Annotated in this window: 18 protein-coding genes; 4 read left to right on the top strand and 14 right to left on the bottom strand. The window is 41.2% G+C overall.

What is annotated here, in order from left to right:
* Positions 1-70: 70 nt before the first annotated feature.
* From QR40_RS19910 to QR40_RS19900, 3 genes are all read left to right on the top strand, one after another.
* The gene (locus tag QR40_RS19910) at positions 71-553 is read left to right on the top strand and encodes a DUF6669 family protein (RefSeq protein WP_044296503.1); all 483 of its coding nucleotides are present in this window, start codon (positions 71-73) and stop codon (positions 551-553) included.
* A complete protein-coding gene (locus QR40_RS19905; RefSeq protein WP_044296502.1) occupies positions 538-1,476 on the top strand; it encodes a CehA/McbA family metallohydrolase in 939 nt (312 codons plus the stop codon). The genes QR40_RS19910 and QR40_RS19905 overlap by 16 nt, the downstream gene beginning before the upstream one ends.
* A 160-nt stretch (positions 1,477-1,636) precedes the next feature.
* Positions 1,637-2,548 carry an AraC family transcriptional regulator gene (locus QR40_RS19900; protein WP_052430960.1) on the top strand — a complete coding sequence of 304 codons (912 nt, stop codon included), beginning with the start codon at positions 1,637-1,639 and terminating at the stop codon, positions 2,546-2,548.
* On the opposite strand, the gene thrS is transcribed toward QR40_RS19900, so the two are convergent.
* The 3 genes from thrS to QR40_RS19885 all read right to left on the bottom strand — a co-directional run bounded on the left by thrS (position 2,494) and on the right by QR40_RS19885 (position 7,140).
* Entirely contained in the window at positions 2,494-4,209 is a 1,716-nt protein-coding gene (gene thrS / locus QR40_RS19895) for a threonine--tRNA ligase (RefSeq protein WP_242858566.1), read from the bottom strand. The two genes, QR40_RS19900 and thrS, sit on opposite strands and share 55 nt — an antisense overlap.
* Before the next feature lie 408 nt (positions 4,210-4,617).
* Positions 4,618-5,478 carry a YitT family protein gene (locus QR40_RS19890; RefSeq protein ID WP_044296500.1) on the bottom strand — a complete coding sequence of 287 codons (861 nt, stop codon included), beginning with the start codon at positions 5,476-5,478 and terminating at the stop codon, positions 4,618-4,620.
* 336 nt (positions 5,479-5,814) lie between these two features.
* On the bottom strand, positions 5,815-7,140 hold the full coding sequence (locus QR40_RS19885) for a sodium-dependent transporter (protein WP_027296657.1): 1,326 nt from the start codon (positions 7,138-7,140) through the stop codon (positions 5,815-5,817).
* Positions 7,141-7,358: 218 nt separating this feature from the next.
* On the opposite strand from QR40_RS19885, the gene QR40_RS19880 reads away from it, so the two are divergent.
* Complete coding sequence (locus QR40_RS19880; protein WP_027296656.1) at positions 7,359-7,997, top strand: hypothetical protein; 639 nt, start codon at positions 7,359-7,361, stop codon at positions 7,995-7,997.
* A gap of 82 nt (positions 7,998-8,079) precedes the next feature.
* Here QR40_RS19880 and QR40_RS19875 read toward each other — a convergent pair whose 3' ends face one another.
* The 11 genes from QR40_RS19875 to QR40_RS19830 all read right to left on the bottom strand — a co-directional run bounded on the left by QR40_RS19875 (position 8,080) and on the right by QR40_RS19830 (position 20,301).
* Positions 8,080-8,733, bottom strand: coding sequence for an SH3 domain-containing protein (locus tag QR40_RS19875; protein WP_044296499.1), 654 nt, complete (start codon positions 8,731-8,733; stop codon positions 8,080-8,082).
* A gap of 62 nt (positions 8,734-8,795) precedes the next feature.
* A complete protein-coding gene (locus QR40_RS19870) occupies positions 8,796-10,586 on the bottom strand; it encodes an ABC transporter ATP-binding protein (protein ID WP_044289750.1) in 1,791 nt (596 codons plus the stop codon).
* The gene (locus QR40_RS19865; protein ID WP_044296498.1) at positions 10,579-12,309 is read right to left on the bottom strand and encodes an ABC transporter ATP-binding protein; all 1,731 of its coding nucleotides are present in this window, start codon (positions 12,307-12,309) and stop codon (positions 10,579-10,581) included. Before QR40_RS19865 ends, QR40_RS19870 begins: the two co-directional genes overlap by 8 nt.
* 40 nt (positions 12,310-12,349) lie before the next feature.
* Entirely contained in the window at positions 12,350-12,493 is a 144-nt protein-coding gene (locus QR40_RS33830) for a DUF6783 domain-containing protein (protein WP_377139881.1), read from the bottom strand.
* Entirely contained in the window at positions 12,465-13,472 is a 1,008-nt protein-coding gene (locus tag QR40_RS19860; RefSeq protein ID WP_044296497.1) for an asparaginase, read from the bottom strand. The genes QR40_RS33830 and QR40_RS19860 overlap by 29 nt, the downstream gene beginning before the upstream one ends.
* 276 nt (positions 13,473-13,748) lie before the next feature.
* Positions 13,749-14,528, bottom strand: coding sequence for a GolD/DthD family dehydrogenase (locus QR40_RS19855; RefSeq protein WP_044296496.1), 780 nt, complete (start codon positions 14,526-14,528; stop codon positions 13,749-13,751).
* 37 nt (positions 14,529-14,565) lie between these two features.
* Complete coding sequence (locus QR40_RS19850; RefSeq protein ID WP_044296495.1) at positions 14,566-15,591, bottom strand: zinc-dependent alcohol dehydrogenase; 1,026 nt, start codon at positions 15,589-15,591, stop codon at positions 14,566-14,568.
* A 63-nt stretch (positions 15,592-15,654) separates the two neighbouring features.
* On the bottom strand, positions 15,655-16,701 hold the full coding sequence (locus QR40_RS19845) for a sugar ABC transporter substrate-binding protein (protein ID WP_052378040.1): 1,047 nt from the start codon (positions 16,699-16,701) through the stop codon (positions 15,655-15,657).
* Positions 16,702-16,725: 24 nt separating this feature from the next.
* Entirely contained in the window at positions 16,726-17,715 is a 990-nt protein-coding gene (locus QR40_RS19840) for an ABC transporter permease (protein WP_052430958.1), read from the bottom strand.
* A 77-nt stretch (positions 17,716-17,792) separates the two neighbouring features.
* Positions 17,793-19,325 carry a sugar ABC transporter ATP-binding protein gene (locus QR40_RS19835; protein ID WP_044296494.1) on the bottom strand — a complete coding sequence of 511 codons (1,533 nt, stop codon included), beginning with the start codon at positions 19,323-19,325 and terminating at the stop codon, positions 17,793-17,795.
* A 37-nt stretch (positions 19,326-19,362) separates the two neighbouring features.
* A complete protein-coding gene (locus tag QR40_RS19830; protein ID WP_044296493.1) occupies positions 19,363-20,301 on the bottom strand; it encodes a sugar kinase in 939 nt (312 codons plus the stop codon).
* Between the last annotated feature and the right edge of the window lies 1 nt (position 20,302).

Below are 20,302 nucleotides of genomic sequence, written 5' to 3'. Positions count from 1 at the left end.
TAGTTTTTTCCACTTGTAACTGATATTTAAATGTAGTATAGTTTATCAAAATACACAACCGGAGGTACTTATGAAGGAATTATATCATGTTTCGGGTACGCTGAATGAAGGCTTTGTTGGACAGATTTCATATACGGTCTGCCTGGATAAAACTTACGATGAACTGGATATCGAATTTACCTTTGACAAACAACACTATACCGATATCACGGATGCATTAAAAGAGGAAATGAAATCTCTAGTGGAAAAGGAATATGGCATTACTGCTTCTTCTGAAGAAGAAATTATAAGGGTAATCAAAAATGATATGAAAACGGAAATACATACGCTTGCTACATTAAATGATACATTTATCGGATGCGTACACCGCCAGCTTACCGCTCGCCATATGCACTTTACCCCGCTGACAGCGACAGAAGGCTGCATTGCCATGCCCTGCTTTGAAGGTGTTTTAAAAGTGACTCTGCTGGTGTTTAATGTAATACAAAACGATACACACTATGAATTATCCGTATTTGCAGGAGGGAGGAACACAACATGTACAAACGTTTAGAACTGCACAATCATACCACGGAATCTGACAGCAGCATTACCTGTGAAGAACTGATTGACCTGATGGTAAAGGACAAAGCCGATGCTTTTGCAATTACCGATCATAATACCATTTCCGGACATGGCAAAATCCGCAGGCTGTTAGAAAATCGGGGATATCCCATCGATTGCATTTACGGAATGGAATATACCACCTATTATGGGCACATTCTCTGCCTGAACCTTCACGAATATGTCCCCTGGGAGAATATCAATCTTCATAAACCGGAATTGCTGTTTGAGGCTGCCAAAGAAAAAGGGGCTCTGACGGGGGTTGCACATCCCTTCTCCTATGGACACCCATTTGCCAGAGGATGCCGCTTTGACATGAAAATTACGGACTTTTCTTCTCTGGATTTTATTGAAATCTTTAATAATCCGGAACCGCTGCACGAAGTGAATGAACGGGGACTGCTGTGGTGGGAATCCCTGGTTCTGGACGGACACCGGTTAGCTATGACCTGTGGCATGGATCTCCATGGAAAATGGGACATGGGCGGACAGTTTGCCACCTTTATACCCGGCAGGAAAGATGGGAATACCTCCCAGGAACTTGCTGATGCCGTTCATTCCCAGAAGACCTGTATTTCTAAAGGACCTGTACTGCAAAGTAATATGGATGAGAATAACAACTCCATAGCATTTTCAATCGTTCCTACAGACAAACCCGGATATTATCACTCCGCTTCCGATTCTTATTATCTGACACTGAAAACGTCAGCGGAAACCATCCAAAAAGAAATTCAGCCGGACGAAACACTTTATGTTGACCTGGCAGAACTCAAGGGAGAAAAAATCATCATTCCAAAATTATATCATCAGGATACTACTATAGAAAATCTGGTTTGTGTTGGCTCTGTTATTTATACTCAGCATAACATATAATATTACTGCCAACAGCGTACATCCTGCTGCAATCTCCGGGACTCTGCTTAGAAAATCAGTTTAATTTGAAGTGCGTATTTCTTGACCCCTCTTCTCTCCTATGCTATTCTTAATACAAACACGACGATTACTTCTATTAAAGAAAGGCATCATTTTTACCATGGATAATTATTACTATGAGCAAACCCGTTTGGTTTCAGATCTTCATGTGAATTTCGAGCGTATTCTGATTTCTAAAATGTACATTCCAGGTCACTGGCATGAAAGTATTGAGATACTTTATATGAAAGACGGATGTCTGGAAACGATCATTAAGAATCAGACTTTTATACTTAAAAAGGATGACTTTATCCTGGTAAATCCACGGGATTTACACAGCACCAGATGCCTTAGTTACTGTGACTATATCCTTCTCCAGATTCCATACCCTATGCTCAAAAACTATATTCCGGATATTGATACGATTCGATTTGAAATCAATAATCCCGCAGTAAATCCAATTATCCAGACGAAGCTGCGCCAAATCAAAGAAATTATACAGCAGATGCTGGTTCTGTTTGATGTGAAGCCTCTGGGTTCCCATTTGAAATTCACCAGCCTGCTGTTTGAGATGCTTTATCTTCTCTACCATAATTTCCAGGTGCCGATTGATCCTGAAACAATGGAAAAAGACACCCGGAATCTGGAACGTTTGAAACCAATCCTGGATTATGTGAAAGAGCATTACAGTGAAAAAATACTCTTAAACGAGATTTCTGCCTATGCGGGATTTACTCCGGAATATTTTTGCCGTTTCTTCAAAAAGCACATTGGCATCACCTTTGTGGAATACTTAAATCAATATCGATTCAACTGTATTTATCAGGACCTCGGCAGCACGGATACACCTCTGCTTACTCTCCTGGAAATGCATGGATTTACCAATTATAAACTTTTCCGTAAAATGTTTTATGATATCTACGGATGTACCCCGGGACAAATCCGAAAAGAACTTGTCACAAGAAAAGATACCGGCAATCAACATGCGATTTCTTTTTGGATGAATTCTATAAATGCATCCAAAGACATCTGACCGGTGCTCTGGCTGTCACGGCCACGCAGTGAAATTGTGCCTTCTTCTTCTTCCTTCCGGCCCAGTATCAGCATATAAGGCACTTTTTCCAACTGGGCCTCTCTGATTTTATATCCTACTTTTTCATCTCTTTGGTCCATCTCGCAACGAATACCTGCTATTTTTAACTGTTCTGTGATTTTCATGGCATATGCGTTGGACTTTTCCGATACCGGTAATATCTTGACCTGAACCGGTGCAAGCCATACCGGAAATTTTCCTGCATAATGCTCAATCAGGATTCCGATAAAACGCTCAATAGAGCCAAATACTACCCGGTGAATCATGATCGGCCGGTGCTTTTCTCTGTCTGCCCCGATATATTCTGCTCCAAATCGAAGGGGCAGCTGGAAATCAAGCTGTATTGTTCCGCACTGCCATGTCCTGCCAATGGAATCCCTTAAATGAAAATCGATCTTCGGTCCATAAAAAGCTCCATCCCCTTCATTTACATCGTAGGACATACCAAGTTCATTTAAAGCATTCTTAAGGCCGTTTGTAGCCAAATTCCAATCCTCATCACTTCCGATGCTGTTTTCCGGTTTTGTAGATAATTCCACATGATACGTAAATCCAAACTTCTGGTACACTTCATCAATTAATCGGACAACACCTTTTATTTCCTCCGTGATCTGTTCTTTTGTCATAAAAATATGGGCATCATCCTGCGTAAAACTGCGCACCCGCATCAATCCATGAAGGGAACCTGATTTTTCATGACGGTGTACTACGCCCAATTCCCCAATGCGCATGGGCAGCTCCCTGTATGAATGCGGCTCTGACTGGTAGACCAGCATCCCACCCGGACAGTTCATTGGCTTGATGGCAAAATCTTCTCCATCAATAGAAGTCGTGTACATATTTTCTTTGTAATGATCCCAATGCCCGGATGTCTCCCAGAGTTTCCGGTTCAACATGACAGGAGTGGAAATTTCTACATAGCCTTCCCTTTGATGAATTCTTCTCCAATACTCAATTAACTGATTTTTAAGCACCATTCCCTTTGGCAGGAAGAACGGGAATCCAGGTCCTTCATCCATCATGGTAAACAGCCCCAGTTCTTTCCCGAGCTTTCTGTGGTCTCTTTTCTTTGCTTCCTCCATCTGCAGCAGATATGCTTTTAGCTGAGATGGTTTTTCAAAAGAAATACCATAGATTCTGGTAAGCATTTTGTTTTTCTCACAGCCTCTCCAATAAGCTCCTGCAAGTGCCGTCAGCTTCACTGCACCAACACATTTTGTATTCTTTAAATGAGGCCCTTTGCACAAATCACAAAACTCACCCTGCCGGTAAAAACGAAATTTCTCTTCTGCCGGCATGTCATTCATCAGTTCCAGTTTGTAAGGTTCCTCCTTTTCCTTCATAAAAGAAATCGCTTCTTCTCTGGATAATTCCAAGGATTCTATCTCATAACCTTCCTCTGCGATATTTCTCATTTCTTTTTCAATCTTATCCAGGTCTTCTCCTGTCAAAGGGATCTTACAGTCAAAATCATAATAAAATCCATTTTCAATTGCAGGACCGATTGCCAGTTTTGTCTCCGGAAACAACCGTTTCACTGCCTGTGCTAAAATATGTGCCGTTGTATGATAAAACACACTCTTATCAATTTTTTCTTTCATCTGCTCCATGCTCCTTTACCTTTTTATGATAGGGAATAAACTTCTGCTGAAAATCCTATAACAATTTGGCCAAATTGCAGTAACATAAGAAAAGCACCCTCAAACGTACAGCAGTATAACTGCCAACACGTTTAAGGGTGCATACTAATCAGAATGCACGGTTCCACCTTAATTTTTCTCTTTCAGATTCTAACAAATCCAAGCCTTTAACGCAGGCATACGGCAATGCTTATTCTCTCGACTTCGCACCGCTGCTCGGGAATGGTCTTCGCTGACATTTCACATGAGAAACTTCCACCAATCTGTTTCTCTCTCTGACTGCTTCCTGACAGTTACTGTTTCCTTCATAGCTTTTCTTATATTGAGGCTATTATAGCACTTTAAACGCAGCTGTCAAGGTAGATTTCATTATTTATAAATTTTTTTAGCGGAAAAGCCTCTTCCCCGTACTTCATTTACATGGCTGATCACCATAAATGCTTTGGGATCTTCCTCCATAACCAGTTGATTCAGCTTCACCAGTTCCCGGTTTGAAATAACAGTCAGAATTATCGGCTGTTCATTTTGCATATATCCAGTCTGCGCATGAATAAAGGTGGTTCCCCGATCCAGGCGCTTTAATATCTCCCGGTTGATCTCCTCATATTTTTCGCTTATAATTTTCACCTGGGTCTGAGAGGTTCCCATAAAAAGGATTTTATCCAGAACTACCGAATAGATCAGTACAAGGAGAATTCCATATACAATCTGTTCCGAATCCGAAAACAGCATCTGCAGTATCAGAATCGTAAAATCAAAAACATAGAGCATTGCCGAAACCGGCAGCCCGAATTTCTTATTCAATACCAGCGGCGGGATATCCATACCTCCGGTGGAAGCCCCTGCACGAATCACAATTCCGATTGCAAAACCGATCATAATTCCACCGCAGATGGTAGATAACATCCGGTCATTGGTGACCTGCCCTAATATGGGGATTTTCTGAAACACACCCAGAATAATCGGATAGTAAAAGGTACTGATCAGCGTCGTAAGCGCGAAACGCCTGCCCAGGATACAGGCTCCCACAATAAACATAACGGCATTAAAACAAAATACAAATGCTGATATCGGAATTTGAAAATAATGATGAAAAGATAATGCCAGCCCCGTGGTGCCTCCCGTAATCATTTGATTTGGAAGAATAAATATGGTGATTCCAAGTGCATAAATCGTATTCCCTAAAAATACATAGAGAACATTTTTCATTTTTGATAACTGCGATAACATAAGATCCCCTCTTTCTAAAATTCTTTTCTTCTCTTGTTTCTTGATTTTTGTTAATTCATTTTAACTAAATATCCTTTAAAGACTGACGTTTATATCTTAAAAGCAATAAACTACATTTATAAAGGATTCTGTTATATTACTACAGTAAAGCACAAAAAAAGCAGGTTACTAAGTAACCTGCTAAACCTGCTTATATTCCGAAAATAATATTTAGTTTTTTTCAAATCCTTTTGTAAGCTCAATGAAATACACATCCTTCTTTATCTTTGATAAGAATACCACAAATAGTTAAGGGAGTAAAGCTATAGTTTCTAAACCCGACTGATTTTATATCAGCTATTTCATAATCGTCCGGTAAACATCCATGAATCCCATAACGGTAACAATCACTACCAGAATCGGTGTAATAAATCGAATACAGATCAGCCATGCCTTTTTCAGTTTGAAAGAAATCCCGTCTGATTCCACATGCTGCAAAATGCGCTTTGGTCCCCATATCCATCCAACGAAGATACACATGAGAATTCCGCCTATCGGCATCAGAATATTATCCGTCAGCATACCCATAAAATCAAATACAGAATAATTCAATATGGTTACGTCACCCAGTACCCCGAATGATAAGGCACTTGGGATTCCTAACAGAAATACACCCAATGCCACGAAAAACACAGCCGTTCTCCTTTTGCACTTAAAGTGATCCAATACGGAAGATACCACACATTCCAGAAGTGCTATAGCGGAAGTTAATGCTGCAAAAAACATCAATCCGAAAAACAGCAACGCAAAAATCCAGCCGCCGGACATACTTTCAAATACTTTCGGAAGCGTTCCGAATGTAAGGCTCGGTCCCTGTGCCGGCTCCAGCCCAAATGCAAATACTGCCGGAAAGATTGCAAGCCCCGCTAAGATTGCAACAAAGGTGTCAAGACCTGCTACAATAAGGGCATTTTTCGGTATATTTTCTTTTCTGTTCAAATAACTGCCATAAGTGATCGTGATTCCCATACACAAACTCAGTGAGTAAAATACCTGTCCCAGCGCAGCCGGTACAGATTTCAGGTCAAATCCTCCGTTCAATTTAAAAACGAAATCCACACCTTGTTTAGCCCCCGGAAGTGTCAGGGAACGTATAACAATGATGACCAGCAAAATTAACAGTGCCGGCATCATAAACCGCGATGCTTTCTCTATCCCTTTTGTTCCTCTGTAACACACAAATCCTGTACATGCCATAAATACCAGATGCCAGATTACAGGTGATGCCGGCTCTGCGATATAAGCTGCGAAATCTGCCGGTGCATTCATGCTTGTAACATAACTTGCAATATATTTTAAGATCCAGCCACCGATAACACTGTAGTAAGATAATATAATAAACGCACATAAAATCCCCATAATACCAATGATTTTTGATTTGGGATTTAAATTCTCATATGCCTGAACCGGACCTTTTCCTGTCATTCTTCCAATACTCATCTCCGTAATCATAACCGGAAGCCCTAATACCGCTATAAAAATTAAATACGTAATTAAAAACTGAAATCCACCGTTCTTTCCCATCAAATACGGGAACTTCCACAGATTTCCTAGCCCAACCGCTGCTCCCGCAGTTGCCAGGATAAAACCCAGGCTAGATGCCCATTGTCCTTTTTTCTCCATTTTGCCCTCCAATTAAGATTGTCTTACCCTCTGCTTAAAAGAACAGAGTTAAAATCAGTTTAACAAAATTGTAGGTATATTTCAACAAAATTAATCATTTTTCCATATATATCTTCAAACTTTTTTAATTTTTCCCATAAACTTGTAACAGAAATATAACTTGCTTCTATTCTATGGCAGATGTAAAATAACAGTAACGAAAAAAGGAGGTGAAATCCATGTCAAAGAGAAAATACATATGGTTTGCCATTTGCAATATTATTTTTCTACTATCTACATTTCTCCATGAATGTATTCACGGTTTTAGCATGGCACGGCTTGGTCAGTCTGTAAGTACAGGTTTCAGACGAATTGGCAATGTGTATCTCTACCCCAGAGATTCCGGTTTCCGCATGAATCTGGATCTGGATATTAAGACACTTATGGATTTTAGTGTTCTGCTGACACTTACGCTGGCAGTCATATTCACCTTACTGTTTTGCAAAATCCGTTTTAAAAACCCTTTTACCAAAATGATCATTCTGGCACTGGCTCTTTGTAATTCCTGTCTGAGAATTATAGCATGGGGTGCTTCTCTTTTGCTTCCTGTCTTTGTCGGGCAGTCAGTAAGAATTGATGAATTGAATACCGGAACTGCGCTTGTCACAGCAACAGGTAATCCTTCCCTTCTCTACGTTCCTGCGATTCTTTCCGTTTTTATATCTCTCCTCTGTTTTATCAAGCTGCTTATGCGTCTGCGAAGAAGCCGTGATGAAGGCTATAAAAACTTTATCTTTTTGTTTTTTATGGCACTTATCAGTTCTTTTATCATTTCAAATATACTTGATAATTATATAAGAATTAACTGGATTGCCTGATTAGCACTGTATTCAATGCATAGAAAGGCAGGGAACAGATTATTTGCGCTGTTCCCTGCCTTTTCTTTAGCTGCTGCCTTTCTTAGTTAAAAAATCTGGCTCCTACATAACCAACAAGTCCGTTTGCTTCTACTTTATACCATCCGCCTACATCTTCTAAAAATGTAACTGCCTGTCCTGCCTGCAGTGTATCCAGGATGGCTCCGTCATAACTTGGTGCTTCACGTATGTAAGCTGCTGCATTCATGTAAATTGTCTGGGGTACGGGTGCCTCTGTAGCTTCTGTCTGAGGTGGTGCATCTGTCTGCGGTGCCTGCGTCTGTGCTGTTGCCGCATCTGTTGCTTCCGTCTGTGCATTCGTCTGTGCATTAGCCTGAGCCCCGGCATTTGTGGATCCCCCACCGTTTACTGACTCCGATGATTTTGTAGATTCCCCGGGAGTTTCTGTTGATTTCTCTGTTGTTTTCTCCGTTGTTTTTTCTGTTGATTTATTGGTTTCTGATTTCTGTGTCTGCTTTTGTGTTTCTGGCTGCTTTTCTGTTTCTTTCTTATTCTCAGTTCCATTTTCTGTGCCGGGCTTTGTTTCTTCTGTCTGTTTTTTGCTGCCATCGCCGTTTGTCATCATATTCCCAAGCAGCTTATAACCGAAAAATAAAATACAAATCACTGCAATTACTGCAATCCCCAATACGAAATACCTTAAATTATCTGATAACCATTCTTTGAATTTTTTCATTACATTACCTCCATAACGAAATAACAGAAAACTTACCAGAGCTTTCTATTATTTAAATTAGTTTATGCCTGCTGCCCTGCAAACTGAGAATGATACAACTGTTCGTAGAAACCTTTTTTCTCCAACAGAGAATTGTGCGTACCCTGCTCTACAATATTACCATCTTTTACGACAAGAATCAAATCTGCATTTTTAATTGTTGATAAACGATGTGCAATAACGAAACTGGTTCTTCCTACCATTACCTTCTTCATTGCGTCCTGCAGCATTTTTTCAATTCTGGTATCCACAGAAGAAGTTGCCTCATCCAGTATTAATATATCAGGATCTTTTAAAATTGCCCTGGCTATGGTCAGAAGCTGTTTCTCTCCCTGGGAAATGTTTCCGCCTTCCTCATCAATGACCATATTATAGCCCCCGGGCAGAGTTTTGATAAAATGATGGACATTTGCCGCCTTTGCTGCATCGATGACTTCATCTTTTCTGGCATCCAGTCTACCATATTTAATATTTTCAAAAATACTTCCGGAGAAGAGCCAGGTATCCTGCAATACCATGCCGAATATGGAACGCAGGCTGCTGCGCTTCATCTGGCGGATATCTACACCATCGATTAAAATCCTGCCCTTGTTTACATCATAAAAGCGCATCAGCAGGTTAATCAGTGTTGTTTTTCCTGCACCGGTTGGACCGACGATGGCAACCATCTGTCCGGAATGTACCTCTACCGTAAAATCTTTGATAACAGGCTTTTTCCCATATCCGAAATATACATGGTCAAATACCACCTTGCCCTGAACATCCGGAAGCTCTACAGCCGGATCTGCTTCTTTAACCTCTTCTTCTTCACCAAGTATCTCAAATATACGGTCCATTGCTGCAAATGCAGCCTGAATCTGGGAAGAAAGCTGGGAAACCTGGGACAATGGGTCATTAATCTGCCAGATATAACGAATGAACGCCTGCAGATTACCTATTGAAATGCCTCCACTGATGGCAAAAACAGATCCCACTACTGCAACACTGCCGATTGTCAGATAAGTAATCAGGGATATCAGCGGTGACATGACAGAGGACATAAATTGTGCTTTAAATGCATGTTTACGCAGATCCTCATTTATATTTACAAATTCTTCCACTGAAGATTCCTGCTTATTGAAAAATAATATCTCCTGAAAACCGGTATACATTTCTGTAATCGTACCGTTTAGTTCTCCCACGGAATCCTGCTGCGCCCGGAACTGCTTCTGGCTTTTTCCTACAATAAATCTGGTAACCAGAAGTGCCAATGGTATAATGCAGATTGCCATACATGCCATTACCGGCTGTATGGTGAACATCATTGTAATCGCCAGAATCAATGTCAGAACCCCGCTGATGACCTGACTAAAACTCTGCTGCAATGCTCCGGATACGGTGTCGATATCATTAGTTATCCGGCTTAAAACATCCCCAAAACTATTCGTATCAAAATAGCGTACCGGGAGTCTGCGTATCTTGTCCTGAACATCATTTCTCAGGTCATGCATGGCATTCTGAATAGAATCGGTCAGCAAATATACACTGATGATCTGAGAAAATGTTTTAATCAGATAAATTACAGCCAGCAGAACCAGAATTTTAGTTACTATCTCAAAGTGAACACCTGCATCCGGCAGCTTTTTCATAATATCCATTGCATCTTTTGAAAGCTGTGTGGTGATCATACCTTCTACTCTGGGAGCCACCGTCATGGCAGCTACCGATACAATAACCATCAGTACAGCACCGATAAATTTCCATTTATACGGAGCAATATACCTTTTCATCTGCTTCAGATTTTTAATAAACTTGCCTTTTTTATTACTACTCATGATCCAATTCCTCCTCACTCAGCTGAGAAGCTGCTATTTCATGATAAATCGGGCATTCCTTTAAAAGCTGTCTGTGGGTTCCCCTGCCAACAACTTTTCCTTCATTTAATACAATAATCCTGTCCGCATCCATAATACTTGCAATACGCTGTGCCACCACAAGGACAATTGCATTTCCGGTTTCTTTTTTCAGATCCTCCCTCAATTTTGCATCGGTTTTAAAATCCAGTGCAGAAAATGAATCATCAAATATGTAGATTCTTGGCCTTTTTGCTAATGCCCGGGCAATAGAAAGCCTTTGCTTTTGTCCTCCCGATACATTCGTTGCATTTTCCGTAATGTTTTCGGAAAATCCTCCCTTTTCCATAATAAATTCATAAGCCTGAGCAGTTCTTGCTGCCTTTTCCACCTCCGTCATGGTAGCTTCCGGGTTTCCAAAGCGGATATTGTCAGCAATCGTACCGCGGAAAAGCATTGCTTTTTGTGGAATAAATCCGATCGTATTACGCAGACTTTTCAGATCGTATTCCCGAATGTCTGTGCCATTCATGGTGATCCTGCCCGCAGTCACATCGTATGCTCTGGGTATCAGATTTACAAGGGTACTTTTTCCGGAACCGGTACTGCCAATAAAGGCAACCTTTTCCCCCTTTTTAGCTGAAAATGAGACATCTTTTAATACTGCTTCCTCTCCGTCCGGATACACAAAAGTCACATGATCAAAGTTGATTTCCTCTACCTCGCACTCCATCTGTTTTCCATTCTCCGGATTTTTTACCTTTACATCCTGCTTTATTACTTTTTCAATACGTTTTGCACTGACTCTTGCCCTGGGATACATCATGAAGACTAGACAAAACAGCATAACGGAAAACATAGCATGAAACAGGTAATCCATAAATGCCACCAGCATTCCGATTTCCAGATTTCCTTTGTCAATCATTTTAGCTGCAACTGCAAAAATAGCCATTCCTGCAATATTCATTAACAGGAAGAAAGTCGGCTGGGTCATAGACATTAGCTTAAAGAGCTTTTTGGAATATTTCATATACTGATTGTTTTCTTCATTAAAACGCTGCTGCTCATGTGTATCGTTATTAAATGCCCGGATCACACGTATTCCGCTTAGATTTTCTTTGGAAACACGGTTAATTGCCTCCATTGCCATCTGCTGATTTTCACTGATCGGCTCAGAAATCTTAGCAACTGCGATTACACCCACTATAATGACCGGGACCGTAGAAATAATGATCAGCGATAATGGCAGTGACGTACGCAGTACCAGACTAAAGCTGACAAAAATCATAACCGGTGTCATAAGCGCTGTACGAAACAGCACATTCATAAACATCTGTATCTGGAATGCATCATTGTTTGTCCTTGTGATCAGGGATGCTGCACCAAACTGGTGATATTCACTGTGTGAAAATCCCTGCACCTTCCGGAACATCTCTGTACGGATATCACGGGTAATGGCAGTGGATAAATAAGCACAGCAATATCCCAGCAGTATGGTACCCGCAACCCCTAACAGGGAAATCACCAGTATAATGCCACCCATTTTAAAAATGTAATTCTTGTCTCCTGTCAAAACACCCTGGTCAATCATCCTGGCTACAATCGTTGGTATGCCAAGTTCCACCAGTGCAAATCCAAAGACAGACAAAATGTTTAATAAAAACATTTTCTTGTAATTTTTAAGATATTTAACTATTAAATTCATGGGGATTCATCTCCAATATTCTTTATTTAATTTCAGCGTACTAACGTACTAAGATGAAGGGCACGTAGCGGGCTACGTAACCTGCATTCGGGGCAAATATGCCGCAAAGCCGGGCATGCAGATGGGTGAATGAATTTTCAAACACGCTCTGGCGCCTACCTTCCGGATCCTGCCAATATATCATAATTAATAGTCCTGTAAAATAACGTTTCTATTTCTTCCCAGGACGCAGGCTTTTTGCCCATAATCCACATTGATTTTGTTACAACTGCCTCCAGATTCATGTCCTTCGCTTCCAGATAGCGGATCTTTCCTTCCAGTCGTTTCCCTACTTCATAGACTGAAATATGGCTTCCCTCAGACATAACCTGGGTTGTAATTACCAGCACTTTCTCCTGTGGCTTATAGCTGTTCTGGCATTTACAAAAAGTATCCAGCAATTGATCCGGAATCCCTCCCACACCAAATCCTTCTATAATAATTACATCATACAGCCGGTATATTTCTTCAATAAGTTCCGGAGAGCTGCAGGGAGTCAGTTTCAGCAAAAATACTTTGGGATTTAGGTTTAATTCAAATACGGCATTTCCTCCCCTGGGGGCGGTAATGTAACGGATCACCTGACTATTGCGGATCACTGCAATATCCGGAAAATTAATACTTGAAAAAGCCTGATAGCTCAGCGTATTTATTTTTTTAGCTCTGGTTCCTGCAATTGCACGCTGTCCAAATACTACCTGTACACCACTGGTATCATCCTGAAGCATATAATGGAAACTGTCACGAAGATTCATCATTGCATCTGTTGATTCGAAAGAGATCGGCTTTTGTGCCCCGGTTAAAATCACAGGCTTTTTTGAATTCTGTATCATATAGGACATGGCAGCTGCCGTATATGCCAGAGTATCTGTTCCATGAGCAATCAAAAATCCATCATAACGATCATAATTTTCCTGGATACAGCTTACCAGTTTACACCAGTAACTATAGTTCATATTGGTGCTGTCGATATTGCAGATCTCTAAAGTATCTACCGTGCAGAGCCCTTCGATATCCGGTATATATGAAAGCAGTTCATCGCCGCCCAGAGCCGGAAGCAGCCCATGCTCACTCTCCTTAGATGCAATTGTCCCGCCAGTCGTCAGCGTTAAAAATTTCTTCATTTTATGCATTTCCCTCCTGTCCTTTTTCATACTCATGAAGATCAGTATACAATGAATTCTTCTTTTTGTACATGCTAAACATAAGATATTTATAGTACAATTATTCATGTTTTTACAAAATATATACAAAAAACCAGTGTTGATATTCGGAAGCATCACATGATCTGATTCTTCTGATTATCATTCGCACTGGTTTTATATTCTCAACTAATTAATTCTGTCTGATTATTTATAATTATCATTATTTTTGTAATTTTAGAGTTCTTTAATTATAGTTTAAGCAATTGTATATCCCCCATCCAGAATCAAATTGGCACCATTAAACAGACTGGCGGCATCACTTGCCAGATAAACTGCACAGGCTGCTACTTCCCGTGGATAACCAAAACGTCTGGATGGAATCATCTGCTTAAACGCATCTCCCTGCTCATTGTTCCAATTCATGGAACCCATAGGAGTTAATATAATAGTCGGGGAAATCGCATTCACTCTCACATTGTATTTTCCCCATTCCAGTGCAAGCTGCTTAGTCGCCTGAATCAGACCTGCCTTTGCGGTTCCATATGCAAGATGACGTTCTAATGCCACTACTCCTGCCTGAGAAGCAATATTTATAATGCTTCCGCCGCCATTCCTTATCATTGTTTTCCCAACAGTCAGTGACATGCGCACAGCACCTGTTAAATTAACTGCCATTGTCAGATCCCAGACATGTTCCGTACTTTCCTCTGCAGATTCCAGATAGCCAACGCCGGCGCAGTTCACAAGGACATCAATCTTACCAAATGTTCCTATAGCTTCATTCACCGTCTCTTGAACCACTTCTTTACTTGTAATATCACCGGAACAAGACAGAAATCTTTTTCCCTGTCCGGATACATATTCCTTCAACTCCGGGGAATCTTCCAGATCAAATGCAATTATATCTGCACCTTTTCTGGCGAACATCTTAGCGATCTCCAACCCTATGCCACTGGAAGCACCGGTAATAACCGCATTCTTTCCATCCAATGTAAAGTCTTCATTCATATTATTATAACTTATCTCAGGATTCATTCAAACACCTCTCTTCCTTATCGGATCCCCAATATGATCACTCAGAAACCTGAATGAGTACCTTTAGGCTGCTGTCTTTATGTTCTTCGATATACCGGAAAGCTTTTGCATAATCAGCTAATTCAAAAGTTTTGGAAATTAGAGGCTTTGTGTGGATCATACCTCTGTTCATCAGATCAATCGTTCGATCGTAATCTTTTTCCACGTACATAAGACTCCCAATTAACCGCAGTTCTTTATCCTGCACCAGACTCATATTGATTTCCGGTCGATTTCCAAATACTCCCACTACAACAATATCATGTCCCTTTTTAGACAGTTCTATTGCCTGATTAACGGTAGCACCAATGCCAACGCATTCAAAAAATATATCTGCTTTGTCCCCTTGGAATGCCTGTTTCATTGCTATTTCCACAGATACTTTTCCCGTATTTGCAATTTGCGAAATTCCACATTCCCTGGCAACCTCCAGCCGGTAATCGGATAAATCCGTAATCAGAACCTGCTTAGCCCCTTCCGCAAGAGCTGCCTGCGCTGTCAGATTCCCTATTGTACCAGCTCCCATAACAACTACATTTTTTCCTTTAACATCAGCGCCTCTATGTACCGCATGGACACCTACTGCTGCAGGTTCTATGGTAGCTGCGATTTCTTTTGGCATTCCCTTCGGTATTTTCTTCACCAAAGAAGCATCAAAAGCAAAATAATCACACGCAGCTCCCGGAGTCTGGCATCCTATTACTTTCAGGGTATCGCATATATTATATCTGCCGCTCCGGCAGGGCTCACATTGGTGACAGAAAATCTGCGGCATTGCCGTGACCAGTTCTCCGGGCAGTACCCCTTTGACCTCTTTCCCGGTTTCCACCACCCTGCCTACGAATTCATGTCCTAAAGTAATCGGGCATGTAATAAAAGGATGCTTCCCATAATAGGCATGAATATCAGAACCACAGATTCCTATATAATCCACCTTAATCACAATCTCATTTTCTTTTGCTGCAGGTTTGGTCGTTTCTGTAATTAAAATTTCTTCCGGATTTGTCAATGTTGCTATTTTCATCTTTATACCTCCTACATATCCCAGGTCCCGCCTGTGATACTGCAATAATAAGTAGTTTCAGTTCTATTTAATCTGTCCGTTTTCGGTATGAATCTTAATCCACTCATCTACATTCTTCTCATCTATCAACTGTCCTTCAATTAAAGTTTTTTCAAATTCTTCCTTGCCTGAAAGGACTTTATCAATTATCCCAAATGTAGTTTCAGCCATTACTTTTGCGTTCTGGACACAGGTAGCAGTCAACCCGCCATCTTTGATGGACAACACTGCATCTGCCAATCCGTCTACACCGTAAAAGGTCATATTTTCCGCCCTTTTCGCATCTTTCGCGGCTTCCAAGGCTCCAAGAGCCATGGCGTCGTTCATCGAAACCACTGCATCAATCTGATCATATGCCTGCAGCCAGTCTTCCATAAAGTTCATCCCCTTTGATTTTTCCCAGTCTCCAATCTGCTCATCCAGAATCTCAATATCTGGTCTTGCATCAAACAACGTCTTTTGAAAACCTTCTCTTCTTCCAATTGAATGAGAATTTCCGGATGGTCCCAATAAGATTACAACTTTCCCATTTTGCGGGATTTTCTGTGCTGCAACTTCTGCTACAATAGACCCCTGTTCTATGGGATCACAATCTACATTGGATGCGTACTGGCTACCGCCGTCGCTCTGGTTAACCATCAAAATCGGTGTTCCATCCTGTACATACTGATCTACCAGATCTGCTTCCGCATCGGGCTCCAATGGATGCAGAATAATATAATCATATCCCTGGGTAACACAATTTTCCAGATTCGCCAGCTGGGTAGATAATGTATTCTTAGAATCCAGAATCGTCAGGGTCATATTGGGATATTGTTTCACTGCAATCTGAAGTTCCTGTGCCAGCCAGGCAGCAAAAGTTGCTGACATGTCAGTAGGAAGCAGTGCAATTTCAAACTCTCCCTTTGCATCACTGGCAGCATTTGATACTGCTTCCATTGCTGTCTCTGCCGTCTCTTTTGCTTCTTCTTTTTCCGTTACCGCTCCTTCTGCCCCGCCGCTGCTGCATCCTGTAAACAATGCCGCCATCATAACCGCTGCTAACATTACGCTTAATACTCTTCTTTTCATTTTAAACCCTCCTTGATTTCATATTTATTTACTACTCTGAGCTATTTCAGAGGTAGTTTCCATAATCTTCATTTTCCGTTTACCTCTTTTCGACCGAATATCAAACAATACCGCTATAATAATCAAAAAACCTTTGATGATCTGCTGGGAATAAGACTCTACCCCTAACAGATTCATAATATTATTTAATATTCCAATAATTAATGAACCAACCAGCGTTCCAAAAGCCGTACCCACACCTCCGGCAAAACTGGTTCCTCCCACAACCGTGGCCATTATGGCATCTGTCTCATATCCTGTTCCTTCACTGGGAATTCCTGCATTTAATCTTCCCATTAAAATCATGCCGGCAATCGCTGCAAAAACTCCTGAAATAATAAAGGTGACCCATTTTGTCTTTCTAACCTGAATACCTGCTGCATTTGCTGCATCTTTATTTCCACCAATTGCATATATGTATCTTCCAAACTTTGTATATTTTAATAAAATATGGGTGATCAGGCACATAACAGCCATAAACACTACGGTAATTGGAATTACACCAAATACGGTACCCTGTCCAAGAATCTTAAAATCGCCAATCTTATAGACATTATTTCCAGCGGTATACAGACAGATACTGCCAAAGGTTATCGTCTGCATCGCCAGGGTAACGATAAACGAAGGAAGTCCAAAATGGGCTACAAATAACCCGTTTAAAGCGCCAACTACAGCCCCCAGAAGAAGTCCGAATAAAATAGCCAGGAACAGATTGCCGGTAGCCACATATAAGATACATGCATAAGTTCCAGCCATTCCCGCAAGGCTTCCGATGGAAAGATCTATTTCACCGCTGATAATTACCATACCCTGGGCAAAAGACAAAATTGTTACAATGCTCACTTGCTTTAATATGTTCATTAGATTTGTTGATGTCATGAATTTCGGTGACAAAAAGGAACAGATCACCACCATCACAATCAAAATCAAAAATGTAGAAAATTTTTGTATTCTCGTTTTTACATTACTTTTCATTTTTATACCCCTTGCATATTGCAGGCCTGTCTGCAATACTGCCACAAAATAGTAAAGGTGAAAGTATCACAGTGTGGCTACCTTTCCATCTTAAATTTTCTTTCACCCGTTTCTCCTTTTCCCCCGGTTTTTGTAGCTAATTTCATAATTCTTTCCTGGGAACACTCAGCTCTTCCAATGACACCCGTCACATACCCCTTATTCATAACGTATATGCGGTCACACATTCCGATTAATTCCGGCAGCTCAGAAGATATCATAATGATACTGAGTCCTTTTTCTTTCACCAGCTTCATCATGATATTATATATCTCCAGCTTTGCCCCCACGTCAATTCCACGGGTCGGTTCATCCAGTATCAGTACTTCACCATCCAGCATGAGCCATCTTGCCAGTATTACTTTCTGCTGATTTCCTCCGCTTAAAGATCCCAGATCAGTTTCTATACCAGCGCCTCTCACGTTCAGCATGGAAGACATTGATTTTGCTTCTTCCATTTCTTTTTTAAGGTTCAGAAAACCGCCCTTCCTTACCCGGAGACTGGCAAGCGCAATATTTTCCCGAATACTTCTGATTCCCACCACCCCTTCTTTCTTGCGGTCTTCTGATACCATCAGTATTTTGTTACGAATAGCCTGAGAAACATTTTTAATCTCTACTTTCTTATCATTTAAAATAATTTCCCCTGAATCATATGGGTCCAGTCCAAATATCGCCCTTGCGACTTCCGTCCGCCCCGCTCCCACGAGTCCTGCCATTCCAATAATTTCCCCTTTTCTTAAGGTGAGATTTACCTTTTCAAAGGTATTCTTGCTGGATAAATCCCGAACTTCAAAGATTACTTTTCCAAGGGGAACCTCCTCTTTGGGATAGATATTGGAAATTGGTCTTCCTACCATATGGGCAATCAGGGTGTCATTGTTAAAATCAGCTGCCGGACCTGTGATAATCGATTGTCCATCCCGAATCACCGTTATATCATCTGCTATCCGGAAAATTTCTTCCATTTTGTGTGAAATATAAAGAATACTGATTCCCTTACTGCGCAGACGGTTAATTGTCTCAAAAAGAGCTTCCACCTCCTGATTGCTGATGGAAGATGTAGGTTCATCCATAATAATTACTTCCGCCTTAAATGCTACTGCTTTTACAATTTCAAGCATCTGAATATTAGAAACGGAAAGCTCCTTAATTTTCATTCCCGGATCATAATCCAGACCATTCTCCCGGAAAATAGATTTCACATTATTACGCAGTTTCTTCCAATCAACCACTCCGGCCTTTCCGGGATGCTTTCCCATAAAAATATTCTCTTCAATGGTAAGATCGGGAAAGAAATTTAATTCCTGATAAATCATTGCTATTCCCGCTGCCGAGGATTCCAGCGGGCTTGCAAAAAACACTTCTTTCCCATCCAGCAGTATCTGTCCGGAATCTCTTTGATACAGACCATTGATGATTTTCATCAGGGTAGATTTTCCTGCACCATTTTCTCCCATCACGGCATGTACCGTTCCCTTACGCAATGAAATATTAACGTGATCCAGTGCCTTGACACCGGGAAAGCTTTTACAGATATTTCTTAATTCCAGTTTTACGTTATTTTCCATTCCTTCCTCTTTTCCGCAGTGTGTTCTAATTGCCTGCTTACTTTACCCCTTCCATCATCGCCTTTACTGAATCCGGACTGATCTTACCTTCCATTGGACCAAATGCCATTGTATTCAACGCTCCTGCGGCCGATGCCATCCGGGCAGCCTCAATTAAATCTCTGCCTTCCAGCAAACCACATATAAATGCTCCGTCAAAACAGTCTCCGGCACCGGTTGCATCCACCGGTTCAATCGAAAAAGCACAGATATCTGATTTTCCTTCCCTCGTGTGGATACTGCATCCCCTGGAACCGTTTTTAAGCACCAGTATCTCCAGCTCCGGGTTTTCAAAGCAGGCTTCTACTGCCGTCTCCACTGTGCTTTTCCCTGTAATCTGGAGAAGCTCATCCACGCCCGGTAAAAAAATATTTGTATTAGCCATGACTTCTCCCACAATCCCTGATACTTCCTGGTCATGCATTAATTCCTTGCGGATATTGGGATCAAAAGAAATCTTTGCCCCTAAGCTTTTTGCAAGTTTCATGGTATCAAGAATCTCTTTGGCAAAATTCTTATTAGAAAGAAGAGAGCATCCCATAACATGAAAAAATCTGACACCATTCATTACTTCCCTGCCGGGCATTTTAGCTTCGGCTGCAGGAGTGTTGCCCATATGAAAAATGAACTTCCTGGATCCATCGGAAAAATAGGTTACAAATGCCACTCCGGTTGCCCCTGTATCGCTTTCCATCACACAGGAACAGTCTACTCCGTCCCCTCTCAGACGATTCAGAATATTTTTACCAAAGTCATCTTTTCCGACTCCGCCGATTATCCCGGCGCTGTGCCCCAGCCTTGCTGCCGTATCAATGAAGATTGCCGGAGCCCCGCTTGGAAACGGACCTTTGAATAAACCCGGCTGATCCAGCAAAACCCCCTCTTCGATCCGCATAATCTCTACAATCATCTCACCCATAATCCATATATCTGCCATC

It is taken from the genome of Robinsoniella peoriensis (assembly GCF_000797495.1).
Lineage (GTDB): Bacteria > Bacillota > Clostridia > Lachnospirales > Lachnospiraceae > Robinsoniella > Robinsoniella peoriensis.
This window is presented reverse-complemented; position numbering and strand designations above follow the sequence as displayed.